The 18,599-nt window shown below is 73.3% G+C and carries 6 protein-coding genes; 1 reads left to right on the plus strand and 5 read right to left on the minus strand.

Annotation, left to right across the window (positions count from 1 at the left end):
• Nucleotides 1-74: 74 nt before the first annotated feature.
• The 4 genes from ACQEV2_RS15005 to ACQEV2_RS15020 form a co-directional block, all read right to left on the minus strand.
• Nucleotides 75-7,325 carry an SDR family NAD(P)-dependent oxidoreductase gene (locus tag ACQEV2_RS15005; protein WP_433040392.1) on the minus strand — a complete coding sequence of 2,417 codons (7,251 nt, stop codon included), beginning with the start codon at nucleotides 7,323-7,325 and terminating at the stop codon, nucleotides 75-77.
• A 106-nt stretch (nucleotides 7,326-7,431) separates the two neighbouring features.
• Nucleotides 7,432-7,698, minus strand: a complete 267-nt coding sequence (locus ACQEV2_RS15010; protein WP_433040395.1) for an acyl carrier protein — start codon at nucleotides 7,696-7,698, stop codon at nucleotides 7,432-7,434.
• A 331-nt stretch (nucleotides 7,699-8,029) separates the two neighbouring features.
• On the minus strand, nucleotides 8,030-10,168 hold the full coding sequence (locus tag ACQEV2_RS15015) for a BTAD domain-containing putative transcriptional regulator (RefSeq protein ID WP_433040398.1): 2,139 nt from the start codon (nucleotides 10,166-10,168) through the stop codon (nucleotides 8,030-8,032).
• 223 nt (nucleotides 10,169-10,391) lie between these two features.
• Nucleotides 10,392-11,921 (minus strand): MFS transporter, encoded by a 1,530-nt coding sequence (locus ACQEV2_RS15020; RefSeq protein ID WP_433040401.1) that lies wholly within the window; start codon nucleotides 11,919-11,921, stop codon nucleotides 10,392-10,394.
• Between the two features lie 256 nt (nucleotides 11,922-12,177).
• Here ACQEV2_RS15020 and ACQEV2_RS15025 point away from each other — a divergent pair, with 256 nt between their 5' ends.
• On the plus strand, nucleotides 12,178-12,876 hold the full coding sequence (locus ACQEV2_RS15025) for a TetR/AcrR family transcriptional regulator (RefSeq protein ID WP_433040404.1): 699 nt from the start codon (nucleotides 12,178-12,180) through the stop codon (nucleotides 12,874-12,876).
• 535 nt (nucleotides 12,877-13,411) lie between these two features.
• On the opposite strand, the gene ACQEV2_RS15030 is transcribed toward ACQEV2_RS15025, so the two are convergent.
• A complete protein-coding gene (locus ACQEV2_RS15030; protein ID WP_433040407.1) occupies nucleotides 13,412-18,541 on the minus strand; it encodes a type I polyketide synthase in 5,130 nt (1,709 codons plus the stop codon).
• Nucleotides 18,542-18,599: the final 58 nt, after the last annotated feature.

Here is an 18,599-nt window from a genome sequence, read left to right on the forward strand (position 1 = left end):
GAGGAACCGTCCGGGCCGGCCCGATCGCTTGCGCTGGCTGTGTCGCTGTGCGGCTGTGCCGCGGCGAAGCGGAATCAGCCGCTGATGAACTTGGCCGCCAGCTGCGGGGCCGAGACCACGCGGACACCGTCGAACCGGGCCAGCACCGTTCCGTCGGGGGCGCAGGCGGTGACGGTGAGCGACACGGTGGTGGAGCCGCTGCCCTCGCCGGGTTCGACGACGATCAGGAACGGCGCGCCGTCGGGCAGCGGGTGGTGCAGGTCGGCGCGGGCCACCGACAGGGGCAGCGAGGCGCTGCCGCGGAACAGCCGCACCCAGACCAGGCCCGCCTGAAGCAGCAGGTCCGCGGTGCCGGGCGCGAACATCGCGCCGCCGAACGCGCCGCCCTCGGGCCGCAGTTCGGCCAGCTCGCACTGCAGGACGAGCCGCGACTCGTCCTCGGCGAGGATCCGGCGCACACCGCGCAGGGCCGGGCCGTGGAAGAGGGTTCCGTCGCCGTAGAGGCCGTCGGCGTCCCGTCCGCCGCCGAGGGCGGGCAGGCCGGTGACGGTGCTGCCGGCGGGTACGGCGCCGGGGGCGACCACGGCCGCGTAGTGCGGGCGTACGGCGCCCTTGGCGTCCGTGGACCGGATGGCGACCTGGACCGTGTCCCCGGCCGGGGTCATGGTCAGGGCGAGCCGGGCGGGCTGGGTGCCGTCGAAGACGATGCCCTTGTGGACGGCGAAGTCGCGGACCTGCCGGACGGCGGCGCCGCCGCTGCGCTCGACCGCGCCGATCGCCCAGCCGAGCGCGACCACCGCGGGCAGCACCGGCGCCTCGCCGATCACATGGTCGGCGACGATCGGGTCGCCGGGCAGGGCGTCCAGCGCCCGCTCGACGGTGACCGCACCGGTCGCGGCGGGCCGCTCCGGCTCCGACAGGGGGGTCGTCGGGCCGAGGACGGTCACCACGTCCGCGGCGCGCTCGGCGGCGAACTGCTCGGTGAACAGCCGGGCTCCGGTCTCCACCGGGATCAGGGTGATGCCGCGCTCCTGGAAGACGGCCTTGATCTCCGGGGAGACCATGCCGCTGTCCCAGGCGCCCCAGTTGAGGGAGGTGACGCGGGCGGCGGGGTGGCGCTGCTTGAAGGAGGACGCCCAGGCGTTGAGGACCTCGTTGGCCATCGCGTAGTCGGACTGGCCGCGGTTGCCGAAGAACCCGGCGACCGACGAGAACAGGATCACATGGCGCAGCCGGTCGGCGTCGAGCGCGCCGGCCACCGTGCGCAGACCCGCCAGCTTGGGTGCGAAGACCCGCTCGATCTCGGAGGCCTTCTTGTTGGCGATGAGTTGGTCGGCCAGGACTCCGGCGCCGTGCACCAGGCCGGTGACGCGCTCCTTGTAGGGGGCGAGCGCGGCGGCGGTGGCGGCGGCGTCGGTGATGTCGACGGCCAGGTACTCGACGGTGCTGCCGGCGGCGCGTATGCCGGCGATGGTCCGGCGGATCTCCCGGGCGCCGACCACGGCGCGGAAAAGCTGGTCGACACGCTTCGGGGTGGGCTTCTCGCCCGCCGCCTTCAACTGCGCGGCGGCCGCGGCCTTCAGCGCGTCGTCCTCGACGCCGTTCGCCCAGTCCGGCTCGGCCTCCAGCGGGGTACGGCCGAGCAGGAGCAGCCCGGGCCGGTGACGCCCGGCCAGTTCGGTGACGCAGGCGGCGGTGATGCCGCGGCCGCCACCGGTGACGACGAGAAGGTCGTCGGAGGTGAGGGCCGGGGCGCCGGCGGCCTCCGGGTGCAGCGGCTGCTCGGCGAGGCCCAGGCCGACGCGGCGGGTGCCGTCGTGGCCGACCTGGGTGAGGTCGGTGGCGGCGTCCTGCGTCTCGTTCAGGACGAGGGCGGCGCCGGTCTCCGGGGTCAGCGCCGGGGCCAGGTCGACGGCCCGGCAGAACAACTGCGGCGCTTCCACGGCCAGGGTCTTCACCAGACCCGCCGCGCCCGCGGCCGGGGCGAGGTTCTCACTGACGCCGCCGAGGCCGAAGGCGCCGTCGAGGCGGGTGACGGTGACGAATCCGGCGCGGCCGGCGTCGGCCGCGGCGGTCAGCGCCTCGACCGCGTGCTTGGCCACCAGCAGCGTGTGGGCGAGGCGGCGGGTGCCGTCGGTGAAGTCGTCGTGGTGGGCGGCGCAGAGGTCGAGCACCAGGCTGATCCGGTCGGCGAGGATGAGCTCCATCCGCTCCGCGAGTTCGGTCACGCCCCACCCCGACAGGGAGTGGTCCTTGACGCCGGTGATCCGCTGGGCCACGCCGGGCAGCCGCAGCACATGCACATGCCGACCCGACTCGATGAGCCCCGCCACCAGCGCGGGCGCCACCTCGGAGCCGTCGTCCACGACCAGGGCACCGGAACCCTTCGGGTAGGCGCCGACCAGCAGATCGGGGGTGGGCAGCGCCACGAGCGCGGCCTGCGCACGGCCGATGCCACCGCGCGGCCGGTCGTCCGGCGCGGGCTCGGCGGCAACGGCACCCTGCGGGGCCGGGCTCTGCGCGCCGGTGTCACCGGAGCCCGAGGCGCCGGACATGAACTCCACGATGTGCCGCAGGGTGCGCAGCTCGGCGAGCTGCTCCGGACCAGCGGCGACGCCGGAGCCGAACTTCTCCTGCATCACACCCATGATCTCGACCCGCTTGATCGAGTCGATCCCCAAGTCCGCCTCGACATCCATGTCCAGGTCGAGCATGTCCGCCGGGTAACCGGTCTTCTGACCGACCACCTCCAGCAACGCCGCCTCAACACCCGCCGCATCCACAGCAGCGGGGGCTGCAGCGGGAGCGGACGCGGCCGCCGGAGCCGAAGACGCCATGAACTCCACGATGTGCCGCAGGGTGCGCAGCTCGGCGAGCTGCTCCGGACCAGCGGCGACGCCAGAGCCGAACTTCTCCTGCATCACACCCATGATCTCGACCCGCTTGATCGAGTCGATCCCCAAGTCCGCCTCGACATCCATGTCCAGGTCGAGCATGTCCGCCGGGTAACCGGTCTTCTGACCGACCACCTCCAGCAACGCCGCCTCAACACCCGCCGCATCCACAGCAGGAGCAGCGCCAGCGGGCGCGGCAACGGGAGCGGAGGCAGCCGCCGGAGCCGAAGACGCCATGAACTCCACGATGTGCCGCAGGGTGCGCAGTTCAGCAAGCTGCTCCGGACCGGCAGCAACACCGCCACCGAACCGCTCCTGCATCACACCCATGATCTCGACCCGCTTGATCGAGTCGATCCCCAGATCCGCCTCGACATCCATGTCGAGCTCGAGCATGTCCGCCGGGTAACCGGTCTTCTGACCGACGACTTCCAGCAGCGCCGCCTCAACACCCGCCGCATCCACAGCAGGAGCAGCAGCGGGGGCAGCAACAGGAGCAGGGGCGGCCGCCGGAGCGGACGAAGCCATGAACTCCACGATGTGCCGCAGGGTGCGCAGTTCAGCAAGCTGCTCCGGACCGGCAGCAACACCGCCACCGAACCGCTCCTGCATCACACCCATGATCTCGACCCGCTTGATCGAGTCGATCCCCAGATCCGCCTCGACATCCATGTCGAGCTCGAGCATGTCCGTCGGATAACCGGTCTTCTGACCGACGACTTCCAGCAGCGCCGCCTCGACACCCGCCGCGTCGACACCCGCCGCCTCGACGGAGGGGGCGGCCGGCTCCGGGGTGGGAGCCGGTTCGGTGACCGTCAGGGGCTGTGGGGTGGGCGCGGCGGCCGGGGCGGGGGCGGTGGCCAGGGCCTGGGGGGCGGGTGCCAGGGCAGGGGCCGGGGCGGACGCGGGGGCCGGGGCCGGCAGCGCCGGCTGCGGGGCCGTCCGGGGGGCGATCTGCGGTGCCGGCCGGGCGGGCGCCGGACGGGCGGCCGTGGTGGGCGCCGCCGTGCCCAGCTCCAGGCCGGCGAGGTCGCGCAGGATCTCGTTGGCCCGCAGGTGGCTGCGTCCGATGTCCAGGCCGTGCTCCTTGACGGCGTTGATCCCGGGGAGGACCTGGCCGAGCCGGCCCTGCTCGGCGGCGCGCTCCAGCAGACCGGTGAGGCGCTCGGCGCTCTGCAGCTGGCTGTTCAGATAGTCGTCGTGCAGGGCGAGATGGTCGGCCACGAGATCGGCCAGGCGGTCACTGTCCACGTGAGCTGTCTCCATGACGGTGGGAGCAGGAGCGGGGGTGGGGGCGGGTGCCTCCGGAGCGGGTGCGGTGGCGACGGCGGACGCGGCGGCGTGGGCCGCGGGGTTCGCGGGGTTCGCCCTGCTCACGGCCACCGTCGTGGACGAGGCACCGGCCGCGACGGACGCCGGACCGTTCGGGCCCGAGGCGGGCGCGGTGGCCCGTGGCGGAGCCGCTGACGGATGCGGCGCGGGGGCCGCGGCCGGGACGCGGGCCGCAGCCGTGGGAGCGCCGGGAGATCCCGCGTCCGGTCCGGCGGGCGCGTCCTGCGCCGCTCCCCCGGTGGCGCCGGGCAGTGCGGGTACGGCGATCCGGTACCCGTTCTCGATGGCGTCCCGGTACTTCGCCCTGCGCTCCGGCGAGACGTAGTTGATGCCGTTGAGGAGGATCGACATGCCCTTGGCGGGCGGCTCCTGCACGACGGGCTCGACATAGCGGTCGGCGGTGGCGAGCGGCAGTCCGTGGACCGCGAGCTGGGCGACGGCCTGCTTCAGGGCGACGTCCGCGTCCCGGCCGGGGCCGGCGTCCAGGGCGATCACCGTGTGCTCGCGGTCGCCCAGGATGCGCCGTACGAGCTGGGTGAGCACGCTCTTGGGGCCGAACTCGACGAACACCCGGTACCCGGCCGCGTACATCTCCTCCACCCGGGTGGAGAAGTCGACGGGGTTGATGAGCTGTTCGGCGAGGACGGTGCGGTTGGCGGCGACGTCGGCGCCGTACGCCGCGCCGCGGGTGTTGGCGAAGACCGTCCCGTCGGGGGCGCCGACCTCGAACCGCTCCACGTCGGCGCGGAACGCGTCCACCGCGTGGCCGACGAAGGGCGTGTGGAAGGCGGCCGAGACGGGCAGCCGGCTCGCGCGCAGGCCGGCCGCCGCAGCGTCGGCGACGAGGCGGTCGATCTCCTCGGTGGGGCCGCCGACGACGATCTGGTCCGGCGCGTTGCGGTTGCAGATCACCACGTCGCCGCGGCCGGCGAGCAGTTCGGTCACCCGCTCCTCGGAGGCGGAGACGGCGGCCATGGCGCCCGCGTCGAAGCCGGGGTCCTGCGGCGGCGCCATCGCCTTGCCGCGAGCCCGGGCCAGCGCGAAGAAGGCTTCGTCGGTGAGGGCGCCGGCGGCCCACAGGGCGGTGAGTTCGCCGAAGCTGTGGCCGAGGAACCCCTCCGCCCGGAAGCCGAGTTCGGTGAGGTAGCGGAACTGACCGGCCGACAGCGCGCCGATGGCGGGCTGGGCGTACGCGGTCGCCCGCAGGGCGGCCTCCTGCTCGGTGCGTTCGGCGTCGCTGAACACGGGCGGCGGGAAGGCCACACGGGACAGCGGCTCGGCGCCGTCGAAGTGGCGGTTGGCGGCGTCGAAGGCGGCCCGCAGCGGCGGCAGCGCCATGACGGCGGCCCGGCCGGGATTGACGTACTGGCTGCCCTGTCCGGCGAACAGCGCGGCGACCTTGCCGGCCGCCGCGGCACCGCGGCGGAAGTGCACGCCCTTGGGGTGGGACCAGGCCTCGGCGTCGGGCCGGGCGCGCAGTTCGCCGAGCGCGAGTTCGCGCAGGTCGGCGAGTTCGCGCTCGGTGCGTGCCACGAGCGCCACGCGCGCGTGGCCGGACGGGGCCGGGCCGCCGGTCGCGGGCGCACCCGAGGCGAGGGACTCGGTCAGCCGCGCGGTGTCGGGCGCGTGCCACAGGTGCACGGCCGCCACCGGGTGGGAGACGCGGAGGTCGTCGCCGTCGTCGTACTCCTCCAGGACCACATGGAAGTTGGTGCCGCCGAAGCCGAACGAGGACAGCGCGGCACGCCGCTTGGGCCGCTCCGGGGTGCGGATCCAGGGCCGCGCCTCGGTGTTGACGTAGACGGGGCCGGAGGTGAAGTCGATGGCGGGGTTGGGCTCGTCCACATTGATGGTGGGCGGCAGCACCTTGTGGTGCAGGGCGAGCGACAGCTTGATCATTCCGGCCGCGCCGGCCGCGGCCTTGGTGTGTCCGATCTGCGACTTGATGCTGCCCAGGGCGGCGTACTGCCGGCTGTCGGTGGCCTCGGAGACCACGGCGGACAGGGCGCTGAGCTCGGTGGCGTCACCGACGGCCGTGCCGGTGCCGTGCGCCTCGAAGAGCTCGATGCTCGCGGGCGAGCAGTCGGCGTCCTCATAGGCGCGGCGCAGGGCGACCATCTGGCCCTCCTTGCGGGGGGCGTAGATGGACTTGAAGCGGCCGTCGCTGGAGGTGCCGACGCCGCGCAGCACGGCGTAGATCTTGTTGCCGTCGCGCTCGGCGTCGGCGAGGCGGCGCAGGGCGAGCATGCCGATGCCCTCGCCGATCAGCGTGCCGTCGGCGTTCTTGTCGAACGGGCGGATGTGGCCGGACTTCGACAGCGCCGGTGTCTTGCTGAAGCACAGGTACATGAAGATCGTGTTCTCGGCGTCGCAGCCGCCGACCAGCATGGTGTCGGCGCGGCGCTCGGTCAGCTCGCTCACGGCCGCGCGGACCGCGCCGAGGGAGCTGGCGCAGGCCGCGTCGATCGTCATGTTGATGCCGCCGAGATCGAACCGGTTGGCGATACGGCCCGCGACGACGTTGCCGAGCATGCCGGGAAAGGAGTTCTCCTCCCACGGGGCGTACGCCAGCCGGAACTTGGCGACGATCTCCTCGGCGTCCCGCTGGGACAGGCCGCAGCTGCGGACGACCTCCTTGAGCACGCCGCTCTGCAGCCGGGCGGTGAGCGGCTGGGTGAGCTGGTTGGCGCCGGTGATGCCGAGCACCACGCCGGTGCGCGCCTTGTCGTACCAGTCCTGGTCGGCGCCGGCGTCCTTCAGCAGATCGCGGGTGACGACGAGGCTGAGCAGCTGGAGGACGTCGGTGACCTCCAGGGTGTTCGGCGGCAGCCCGAACTCCAGCGGGTTGAACGGCGTGTCGGGGATGAAGCCGCCGCGCTTGGCGTACGTCTTGTCCGGCACGGTGGGGTCCGGGTCGTAGTGCTCGTCGACGTCCCAGTGGCCGGCGGGCACGTCCTCGATGCAGTCGGCGGCCGACACGACGTTCGACCAGAACTCCCGCAGATTGCTGGACTTGGGGAAGAGCGCGGAGAGGCCGACGATGGCGATGGGTTCCCGGGCGAGCCGACGGTCGAGGTCGGATTCCTGCGATGAGTTCACGGCGAGTCTCTCTGGATCTGGGGCGAACAGGGAGGTCGGGAGCGGCCGACGGCCGGATGGGCGCCGGGCGGACGGTCTGGGGTGGCCGGCCCGGCGCCCACCCGTGTCACGCCGCGGCGGTACGCCGTTCGGACTCCTCGGCGATGTGCGCCGCGAGGGCCTCGATGGTCGGGTGGTACCAGAGCGCTGTGGTGCCGAGTTCGAAGCCCAGCCAGTTCTCCATCTCGCCCGCGATGATCAGGGCGGCGGTGCTGTCGAGGTCGAGCTCGTCGAAGTACTGGTCCGGCGGGACCTCGGACGGGTCAACGCCCAGGCGCTGCGCGATCTCCTCGATCAGCCACTTCTGGGCCTCCTCGGCCGTGATTTTCACCATTTCCGATCCTCTCCGAACGGCTTGCTGCTCGTTTGCCGGGGAGATATGTGGGATTCCCCGGAGAACGCCCCTCTGCGGAGGCGTATGGATGCATGAGCAAAGAGGGCCACAACGGGCCGGGCGGCGGACCCTGATCCGCAAGCGTGAACCTATGGCGGCGGTCCTGACCCAGCAACCGAACTCAGCGCCGGGAAAGGCCTTTCCGGGTGGTCCGAAAGGGCCGTGCGGCGTTGTTCCACCGGTATTCCCGGCGCTGAGCTGGGGCGATTTGGCGGGCTCCGCGGAAGGCCGACACCGGTGTCAGCCTGGGGTATGGCTGTCAGCGTCCGTGTCAGCCATTGCGGCGGACGGCCCGCCGCGGTTCGCTCGTCTTTTCCGGCCTGACGGAGGTGTGAATTCCGTGCGGCGGGTGAACGGCGTCAAGGGATTCGGCGGCCGCCCGCGTGAGTTCCGCGACGACGACGCGGATGGACAGGTGCGGGTTGGCCGCGAGGCGGGCGGCGGCGGTGCGCAGGGCCATCGGGAACTGGCCGCAGACCGCGGCCAGTTCGGCCGTGGCGTCGGGCTCGGCGGCGGTGCGCTCGGCACCCAGACAGGCCTCGATCAGGGCGTACGACTCCGCCGCGGACAGCACGTCGACGGGGATCGGCGTGGCGCCCTCGCGGGTCACCAGGTCCATGAGCGGTGCCCTGGAGGTGACGAGGACCAGGTTGCCGGGAGAGCCCGGCAGCAGGGCGCGCACCTGTGCGGCGTCCGCCGCGTCGTCGAGGAGTAACAGGAAGCGGCGGCCGGCGACGAGGCTGCGCAGCAGCGCGGAGGCCTCCTCGCAGGTGTCCGGCAGCCACGCGTCGCTGACGCCGAGCGCGCGCAGAAAGCGGGTGAGCACCGTGCCGACCGGGACCGGGCGGCCGGTGCTGCCCTGCAGGTCGGCGTAGAGCTGGCCGTCGGAGAACTCCGCGTGCCGCCGGTGGGCCCAGCGGACGGCGAGCGCGGTCTTCCCGATGTCCTGGGGACCGTGCACCACGCCGATCCCGACCGACGGGTGCTGCGCACGCCGGCACTCCAGCAGGGTGTCCAGCGCGTCCAGTTGTTCCTCGCGTCCGACGAAGGGCGGGGCGACGGGCGGGAGTTGAGCCGGTGGCGCGATGGCCGGGACGGCGTCATGGGCCACCGGTCCCGCGGGCGTCCCGCCCCACGCCCGTGCACCTGCGTCGGACCGGTGAGCGGGCTCCCGCGGGGTCTCCGGTTCGCCGTACGACCGCGGCGCCGCCGCGCCCGGTGGTTCCGGGTGCTGGTGCGGTGGCTCGTCCCGGACGTCCCGGACGTCCCGGACGTCGTCGGGCCTGCGCGGCGCCTGCGGACGCGACCCGGCTCGGCCGTCCGGCTGTTGTGGTGTCTGCGGCCTGCTGCGCGGGGCGGGCCCGGGCGGCCGGGGTACGGTCACGAGGGAGGTGGCGCCGGTAGGTGGTGGTGACATCGGCGGCTCGGGGGCGACCGAGGCGAGGATGGTCCGGCGCGCCTGCCAGACCTCGTCGCTGGGCTCGACACCGAGTTCCCTGCGCAGCCGTACCCGCAGGTCCTCGAAGAGCTGCAGGGCGGCGGCCCGGCGACCGGAGCCGGCGAGCGCGAGCATCATCCGCGCCTGCAGCGACTCGTTCAGCGGCTCCTCGTGCGCGGCCGTCATGAGGTGCTCGACGGCGAACCCGGGCCGGTTCAGCCGCAGTGCCAGGTCGGCGACGTCGATGGTCACGTCGATGTGGCGCTGTGCGATCCGGACGGCCGCGGGATGCTGCCACAACTGCGGCACGTCCTGCAGGACCCTGCCCTGCCTGCTGCGCAGCGCCTGGCCGTACAGGTCGAGCGCGCCCGACGGGTCGGACGCGGCCGCCTGCGCGGCCCGCGCGACGCGGTCCTCGAACTGCCGCAGATCGAGCCGCGCCCCGCTGCTGTTGAAGACGTACCCGCCCCGGACCGTGCCGATCCGGCGCCCGCCGCCACCCCGGCAGGCGGCCCCCATGTCGAAGATCCGACGCAGTCGGGCGGCGTAGGTGTGGACGAGCCTGGCGTATCCGCACGGAGCGTCGCCGGGCCACAGCACGTCGGCGATCTCCTCGTGCCGGACGACCTGGTCGGCCTGGACGGCCAGCAGGCCGAGCAGGGTGCGCAGCTTCTGCGGCATCGCCACCGGCGCCCCCGCCTGCATCACGGTCAGCGGCCCGAGCAGGCGCACCTCGCACGGGGCCGCGGCCCGGTCGGCTCCCGGACCGGCGGCCAGGGCGCCCGCGCGGTCGTACCCGACGACCCGGGCCACCCGGTCGAGCGAATCGTGACGCGGATTGCGCACCTGGCCGCGCTCGATGTGACGTACGGTTCTGACACTGATTCCGGCTCTGCGCGCCACCTCTTCCTGAGTCAATCCCGCCTTGATGCGAGCGGCTCTCAGACCGTCTCCCTCGCGCCCGCCAGTCATCCCCCACCCTTCACACGTGTTTTCGGCGACTTCACAAGCGGATCACAGAAGACTTACACCAACTGTGGGGCCCGCATGCGGGGAACGCGGAAGGCAGGAAGGATTCGTCACTCAGAAGTCGACTTCCGAACAACAGGCGAATCCGGAGGAGCGGATTTCAGGCGCGAATCCCTCCCGCCACACCCGTCTCTTTTTCAGTTGATTTCCGTACGGTTTGCGAAAGTTACGGCGCCGTCGTGAGATCCGCGGTGCGCTGCGGGTGCCCGGATTCCGCCGGCACGGTGGAGCCGCGCACCACGAGCAGCACCAGGACACCGGCGACGACGGCAACCAGACCGCCGATCAGGAACACCTGGTCGAGGCCGGCGGCGTAGGCGTCCTCGATCACCCGCTGTGCGGCGCCGCGCGACTCCTCGGCGACCGGGGCGAGCGCGGCCGCCGACTGCCCGCCGGTGACGAGTTCGGCCGCGGCGTCGGAGTCGGTGAACAACCCGCTGTCGGCCAGCTTGGTGGCGATGACCCCGGACACGACCGTGCCGACGGCCGGGATGCCGAGCGCGAAGCCGAGCTGGCGGAAGGTGTTGGCGGCGCCGCCCGCCATGCCCGCGCGATCGGCGGGCGCCGCCGCCAGTGCGGCCGAGGCGAGGATCGGCGAGGCGATGCCGACGCCGATGCCGGCCACCAGGAAGCCGGCCAGCAGCGCGGTCCATCCGGAGGTGCCGGTGAGGAACATCTCGAGGAACGAGCCCGCACCGATCAGGAGGAGACCGCCGCCGATCGGGTACTGCGGGGGAACGCTCGCGAGGAAGCGGCCCGCGAGTCCGGCGGCGATGAAGGACATGCCGCTGAACGGCATCAGGATCAGTCCGGCCTTGACGGGGCTGAAGTCGAGCACCGACTGGGCCCACACGGACACGAACACCAGGTTGGCGAAGGCGGCGGCGCTGAAGACGACGGCTCCGGTCATCAGGGTGGCGAAGGAGGGCGTACGCAGCAGACCCAGGTCCAGCATCGGGTCCCGTCGGCCGCGCTCGACGAGGAGGAACGCGATCAGCGCGAGCGCCGAACCGCCGAACAGGGCGAGGGTGCTGCCCGCGCCCCAGCCCTCCTCGCCCGCGCGGATCAGGGCGAAGATGAGCAGGGTGGCGGCCAGGGTGAAGCCGAGCGTGCCGGGCAGGTCGATGCGACGGTCGACGCGGGTGGCCGAGCCGGCCAGATGCTTGGCGCCGATGAACAGGGCGACGGCGGCGACGGGCAGGTTGACCAGGAAGATCCAGCGCCAGTCGAGGTGTTGGGTGAGCAGGCCGCCGAGGATCGGGCCGGCGGCCGCGGCCGCGCCGTTGACCGCGCCCCACATGCCGAACGCGACACCGCGGTCGCGCCCCTGGTAATTGCTGGCCAGAAGTGCGGTGTTGGTGGCGAACATGGCGGCCGCGCCGAGGCCCTGGACCCCGCGCGCGGCGATCAGCATCGCGCTGCTGGTGGACAGGCCGCAGGCGAGCGAGGCGAGCGCGAAGACGGCGAGCCCGGCGAGGTAGACGCGCCGGGCTCCGGCCAGGTCCGACAGCGAGCCGAGCGCCATCAGCAGGGCGGCGAGCACCAGGACGTAGATGTCGACGACCCATTGCAGGGCGGAGAAGGACGCGTCCAGCGAGTCGGTCATCTGGGGCAGCGCGACGCTCACGATGGTCACGTCGATGAGCAGCATGAAGGTGCCTAGGCACACGGCCAGCAACGGCATCCATTTGCGCATGGCGTGGAGCCTCTCGGGTCGGGATCGGCGAGGAGGGGAAGGGGCCGCACCGGGAACGGGACAGGGGTGAAGGACGGCCATGGGCGTGCGCAGGCGGTCCGGCCCCGAGGAGGCAGAAGGCCCCTCTTAGACACTGGCTAAGAGCGTACACCAGACTCTTAGACAGTGGCTAATAGGTTAGGGTTGATCCTGCCCAGTGAGCCGCCGGGCGCCACCGCGCTGCACCAACCAGCCCTTCAGTGTTAGGTGTTTCGTCATGTCTGACTCAGCACCCCGCCGCCGGTCACGGGCGTCGGCGGGCCTGCCGCCGATCACGGCGGACAAGATCATCGATGCCGCGGTCGAGCTGACCGCAGAGCGCGGCCTCGACGGCTGGTCCATCCGGCAGATCGCCACCAAGCTGGACGTCTGGCCGGGTGTGGTCGCCCATCACGTCGGGGACCGCGAGGCCGTGGTCATGGGCGTCACCGACCGGGTGATCTCCCGGATACCGGTACCCGGTGACGACGTGCCGTGGCGCGACTGGTTCCGCTCGGTGATGTTCGACGGGCGCACCGTGCTGCGCGAGTACCCCGGCGTGGCCCGGCGCCTGTGTGTCGTGGGGCCGAACGTGCCGTCCGCGCTGCCGACCATCGACACGGGCATCCGGGTGCTGCTGAAGGCCGGGTTCGGCGAGCAGGCGCCCGAGGTCTACCGCTATCTGTTCAACAGCGCCTTCACGCTGGTCGCCGTCGAGGACGACCGGGGCAACTTCCCCACGGCACGGGCCGACATGGGCCGTGCGCTCGCCGTGTTCGCCGAGGACGAGTCCCGTCCCGGCCTCGCCGCGGCAGGCACCACCGCCCGCACCCGCAGCACCGATCCCGAGGCCATCGCCGCGCAGGAGACGGAGTTCTTCCGCTTCACCGTCGAACGCTCCCTGGACGGCGCGGAGGCCATGCTGACATCGCTCTGAACGAACCTGACAACGAGCGAGGGCCGTCCGGACGGGATACCGGACGGCCCTCGTGTCCGTAGCACTAACCGTCGCACCGACCGGCGCGCTGACCGGCGGACCGCCCACGGCCATGTGGCCGGGCGCACCCGGCAACAGCCACCGCGAAAGCCCGCCCGGCGCGGAACCACACGCTCGCCCCGGCCACCGCGCCCCACCCCGCGCCCACGGGGACGTCTTCCGGAGCGTGCCGGCGTCGCAGGCCCGCCCTGGCACGCGCATCCGCCGCGTGGCCGTCGGTCGCCGACTCCGCCAAGCTCTCGGCTTCGCTCCAGCAGGGCCCCATCACGCCGATGTCGCGGCCTCCCCCGCCTCGCAGCCGCACCACCGGACCCGGCTCGGCCGGCCGGCCGACGGAGACCGCAGCCGTCCTGTTCCGGAAGACACCCCCTGAACACACGTCGGCCGCCGTCCTCGCCCGGACCGGCCGCACCCGGTCTTCGGTGGCGAGGACGGCGGCAGCTCGGCGCCGTGCTCTGGTCAGGACTCCCTGCGGCTACGCCGTGGGCTGTTCCTGGTCGGCGTGCTCGTCGGTGAGGACCGTGGTCAGATAGCCCGCGATCTCGCTCACCGTGGGGTAGTTCCACAGAAGGGTCGCCGGCAGGGCGACACCGAGGTCGCGTTCGAGGGCGACGCGGACGGCGGCGGCGAGCAGGGAGTCGACGCCGGCCTCGCTGAGGGGGCGGTGGACGCCGACGGCGGCCGGCTGGACACCGAGTACGGAGGCGACGCGGGCCCGCACGTCGTCCAGCAGGTACGCGGCCAGCTCGTCGCCCGTGAGGCCCACCCAGTCGGGCACTTCGGCCGGCTGCCCGGCGTCGCCCCGGGCGAGTTCGGCGAGGAGTGCGGGGCGGGGACCGGTGTGCCCGCGCAGCAGGCTGAGCACGGCGACCACGGCGGCCGTCGGGTGCGCGACCGTCTGGTCGAAGGCCCGCAGCGCCTGGTCCGGGGCGATGTCGGCGGTGCCGCGGGCGGCGAGTTCGACATCGGTCGCCTCGGCGGAGGTCGCCATGCCGAGGCCGCGCCAGCTGGTCCAGGCGAGGGACACCGACTCCGGGTATCCGGTGGTGCGCCGGTGCGCGGCGAGCACGTCCAGGAACGTGTTGGCGGCGGCGTACGCCCCCTGGCCGGGCAGTCCGAGCAGCGGGCCGGCGGACGAGAACAGGACGAAGAAGTCCGTCGACCCCGGCGGGAACAGCTCGTGCAGGACCAGCGCGCCGTCGACCTTCGGCCGCATCACCGCGCGCAGGTCGTCGGCCGCCAGCCGGTGCATGAGCGCGCTGTGCACGGTGCCCGCGGCGTGCACGACGCCTCGAATAGGCGGGAGTTCGAGCGCGTCGAGCGCCGCCTTCGTCGCGTCCGGGTCGGTGATGTCGGCCGCGACCGTGCGGACGGTGACCCCCATCGCCTCCAGCCGCCGCAGCGCCTCGACCCGCGGATCCTCGTCGGACCACTGGGAACGCGGCGGCACGGGGGTGCGGCCCAGCAGGACGATACGGCGTGCGCCGCGCTCGGCCAGGTGCCCGGCGAGTTCCAGACCGAGCACTCCGAGGCCGCCGGTGATCAGGTACGTGCCGTCGGGGCGGCAGGTGAACGGCTCGCTCTCCGGGGCGAGTTCGGCCGGCACGAGCCGCGGCACGAAGGCGCCCTCGTCGGACACGGCGACCACGGGCTCGGCGGGCCGCAGGTGCAGCAGGTTGAACAGCAGCCGGCCGGGCAACTCGGCGGGCGCCCCCGCCGGGAAGTCCACGACACCGCCCCAGAACTCGGGGTGTTCGCTCGCCGCGACGCGGCCCATGCCCCACAGCGGGGCCTGGACGAGCGCCCCGGGGGCGGTCGCCTCGCGCACTCCGCCGGTCAGGCACCACAGCAGCGGCTTGCGGCCGGGCAGCGCGGCGATCTCGGCGACGAGCCGGGCGAACTCGACGGCGACGTCGGCCGGTTCCGCCGCACCGGCCCCGTCCGGCACCCCGGGTGCGAACAGGACGTGGTCGGCGTCGGCGAGCGCCGCCCGGTCGACGCTCACGGTCGCTCCGTGCGCCGCGGCCTCGGGCACCAGGGACCGGGCCAGCTCCGTCGGTCCGAGCACCAGCACGGTGCGGCCGGTCAGCGTGGTCTGGGCGGCGGTATCCACCGGGAAGGGATGCCAGGCCACTTCGAAGCGGCCACCTGCGCCCTGGTCCTCGCCGGACAGGTCACGGTCGAGTTCGCCGTAGTGCAGCCCGCGCAGGGACAGCACCGACTCGGCGCCGTCCGCCTCGCCGCGGATGTCGACGTGCACGGTCGTGGGGCGGTCATGGTCGAGCCGTACGGCGATGACCGCGCGGCGCGGCGGCGTGCCGACGCGGGTGACCTGGTCGATGTGCGCGGGCATGCGCAGCACGGCGGGGCCGGAGAAGATCACCGAGGCCATGGACAGCGCGGCGTCCAGGATCGCCGCCCAGCTGCGGTCCAGTGGGGCGCTCGCGGTGGCCGTCAAGGTGCCCTCTCCGCGGCGCAGTTCGTCGATGGTCCAGGGGTATCCCATGTCGGCGACGCCGAGTTCGGCGAGCCGGTCGACGACGTAGCCGGGATCGAGCACCTCGGGCGCGTCCGTGGCGACGACGGGCTGGACGGGCTCCCCGCCGCCGACGGCCGCGAGGGTGTGCGTGGCCCACGCCGTGTCCGGTGCGCCGAGCCGGCGTGAGACGAGCCGCAGCCCGTTGTCGTCGCGGACGATCTGCAGCTCGCGCGTCTCCGTCTGGGGGACCACGACCGGCTGGCGCAGCCGCAGATCGGTCAGTTCGTCGGTGCGTCCCGCGGTGAGGAAGGTGTTGATCAGGACCGCTGCCGGCACGATCTCCGTGCCGAGAACGGGGTGGCGGCGCGGGTAGGGGCGGGTGCGCAGGTCGAGTGTGGTCTGCCAGATCCGGGTGCGCGAGCCGTGCACCGCGGTCTCGGTGCCGAGCAGCGTGTCCACCGGCGACTCGGCGCCCGCGCGAGCCTCGACCCAGTGCCGGTCGTGCTGCCAGGCCGTCGTCGGCAGGTCGGTACGGCGTCCGGCGGGCTGGAGCACGGACCAGTCGACCGGAACGCCGTGGCAGTGCAGTGCGGCCAGCGAGGTCAGCAGCGTGGTCCTCTCGGGCCGGCGGCGGCGCAGGCTGGGCGTGACGAGGGCGCCGGGCAGGCTCGCGACGACCTCGGTGATCGAGTGGCTGACCACCGGATGCGCGGAGACCTCGAGGAACAGCCGGTGGCCGTCCTCGACGGCGGCCTGCACCGCCTGGTGGAAGCGCACCGGGTTGCGCAGGTTGGCCGCCCAGTAGGCGGCGTCCTGGCGCCGGCCGGAGCGCGGGTCGTCGACCGCGGTGAGGTACAGCGGCACCCGCGGTGCGCGCGGCTGAAGGTGGGCGACGGCGGCGGCGAGGTCGACGGCGGCCTCGTCCATGTGCGGGCTGTGGAAGGCCACGTCGGAGTCGATCCGGCGGACCGTCCAACCCAGCTCGGCCCACTGCTCGGCGGCCTCGTCGACGGCCGGGATGTCACCGGCGACGACCGTGGAGGACGGGGCGGCCGCGATGGCCGCGCACAGGGCGTCGGTGCCGCCGATGCGCTCGCGCACCTCGTCGAACGGCCGGTCCACCATGATCATGGCGCCCTTGCCGGCGACCTTGCGCAGCAGGACGGAACGGCGGCAGATCAGCCGCGCGCCGTCCTCCTCGCTCAGCACCCCCGCGGTGACCGCGGCGGCGATCTCGCCGACGGAGTGTCCGATGACGGCGCCCGGGGTGACTCCGTGGTGGCGCCACACCTCGGCGAGACCGATCTGCATGGCGAACAGCATCGACTGGATGATGTCCACCGATTCGAGGTCACCGCTGGTGAGCACCTCGCGCGGGGTGACGCCGAGCTCCTCGGCGTAGAGCGGGCCGAGCCGGTCGATGGCGGTGGCGAACACCGGCTCCTCGGCGAGGAGTTCCTGCCCCATGCCCGCCCACTGCGCGCCGTGGCCGGAGAACACCCACACGGGGTGCCGCTCGGGGCCCGAGGTCTCACCGGTGACGACGTTCGGGTGGGACCGTCCCTCGGCCAGTGCGGCCAGCCCTTCGGCGAGTTCGTCCCGGCCGGCGGCGACCACGGCCGCGCGGCTGCCCAGGTGGGCGCGGCGGTGCGCGAGCGTGTGACCGATGTCGGCGAGGGCATGCCCGTCCAGCGCCCCGGCGAGGCGCTCGGCCTGCCCGGTGATGCCGAGGCCGGTGGCCGACGACAGCGGGTAGAGCGTCGCCCGGCCGGGTGCGGCGGGCTCGGCAGGCTGTGGCCGGGTGGCGTGCGGGGCCTGCTCCAGCACGACATGCGCGATCGTGCCGCCGTATCCGTAACTCGCCACGCCGGCAAGGCGCGGACGGCCGGACTCGGGCCACGGCGTGGCCTCGGTGACCAGGCTGAGCCCCGAGGTCTCCCACGGGATGTCCGTGCGTGGGCCGTCGACGGCCAGGGTCGGCGGGATGACCCCGTGCTCCATGGCGAGTGCGGTCTTGATGAGCCCCGCGATGCCGGCGGCGGCCTCGCAGTGCCCGATGTTGGTCTTCACCGACCCGATCAGGCACGGCCGCCGCCCCTCGGGACGGTCGCCGACGACCTCGGCGAGAGCGGTCGCCTCGATGGGGTCGCCGACCCTCGTGCCAGTGCCGTGCGCCTCCACGTAGTCGACCTCGTGCGGTGCGACACCCGCCGCTTCGTACGCCTTGCGCAGCAGATGCGCCTGCGCGGTGGGGCTGGGCGCCATGATGCCGTCGGTGCGGCCGTCCTGGTGGACGGCGCTGCCGCGGATCAGCGCGAGGACGCGGTCACCGTCCCGCCGGGCGTCGGAAAGGCGCTTGAGTACGACGATGCCGCAGCCCTCGCCGCGGCCGTAGCCGTTGGCCGCGTCGTCGAAGGCCTTGGAGCGGCCGTCCGGCGAGATCGCGCCCGCCAGGTCGAGGACGGTGGTCAGGCCGGGACCGGCCATCAGCATGACGCCGCCCGCGAGCGCCACCGGCACCTCGCCGCTGCGCAGGCTCGCGCACGCCTGGTGCACGGCGACCAGCGAGGACGAGCAGGCGGTGTCGACGGCGAGGGACGGGCCGCGCAGGTCGAGGGTGTAGGAGATGCGGTTGGGCACGCCGCACAGCGAGGAGCCGATGCCGGTCCACGCCTCGACCCCGGGCAGGTCCTCCAGGAGGCGCCGGCCGTAGTCGTCGGTGCCGACGCCGATGAACACGCCGGTGTCGGTGCCGGCGAGGGTGGTGGCCGGGATGCCGGCGTGTTCGAGGGCCTCCCAGGCGACCTCCAGCGCTATCCGCTGCTGCGGGTCGAGCTGGCGCGCCTCGGTCGCCGAGATGCCGAAGAACGAGGCGTCGAAGCCGGAGATGTCGTCGAGGAACGAGCCGTTCGGCGTTACGCGGGTCAGCACGGCCGCGTTCTCCCGCGACTGCGCGCGCTGCGGCGCCCACCGCTCCTCGGGTACCGGTCCGGACGTGTCCACCGCGTCCATCAGCAGATCCCACAGTGCCTGCGGGGAGTCGGCGCCGCCGGGGAAGCGGCAGCCGATGCCGATGACCGCGACCGGCTCCGAAGGGCTCGGGGGCAGGGGGGACAGCTCACTCATGACAGTCACCGCTCACGATTCGATGCCGTTCTCGGGAGACGACGTGGGGACGGAAGAA

Origin of the sequence: Streptomyces sp. CA-251387 (assembly GCF_050936625.1) — a bacterium.
GTDB lineage: Bacteria > Actinomycetota > Actinomycetes > Streptomycetales > Streptomycetaceae > Streptomyces.

What these genes read in the sequence shown, in the direction of transcription:
- ACQEV2_RS15010 (WP_433040395.1), bottom strand. Translation starts at nt 7,698, where the DNA reads ATGGTGAAAATCACGGCCGAGGAGGCCCAGAAGTGGCTGATCGAGGAG.
- ACQEV2_RS15015 (WP_433040398.1), bottom strand. Translation starts at nt 10,168, where the DNA reads ATGACTGGCGGGCGCGAGGGAGACGGTCTGAGAGCCGCTCGCATCAAG.
- ACQEV2_RS15020 (WP_433040401.1), bottom strand. Translation starts at nt 11,921, where the DNA reads ATGCGCAAATGGATGCCGTTGCTGGCCGTGTGCCTAGGCACCTTCATG.
- ACQEV2_RS15030 (WP_433040407.1), bottom strand. Translation starts at nt 18,541, where the DNA reads ATGAGTGAGCTGTCCCCCCTGCCCCCGAGCCCTTCGGAGCCGGTCGCG.
- ACQEV2_RS15025 (WP_433040404.1), top strand. Translation starts at nt 12,178, where the DNA reads ATGTCTGACTCAGCACCCCGCCGCCGGTCACGGGCGTCGGCGGGCCTG.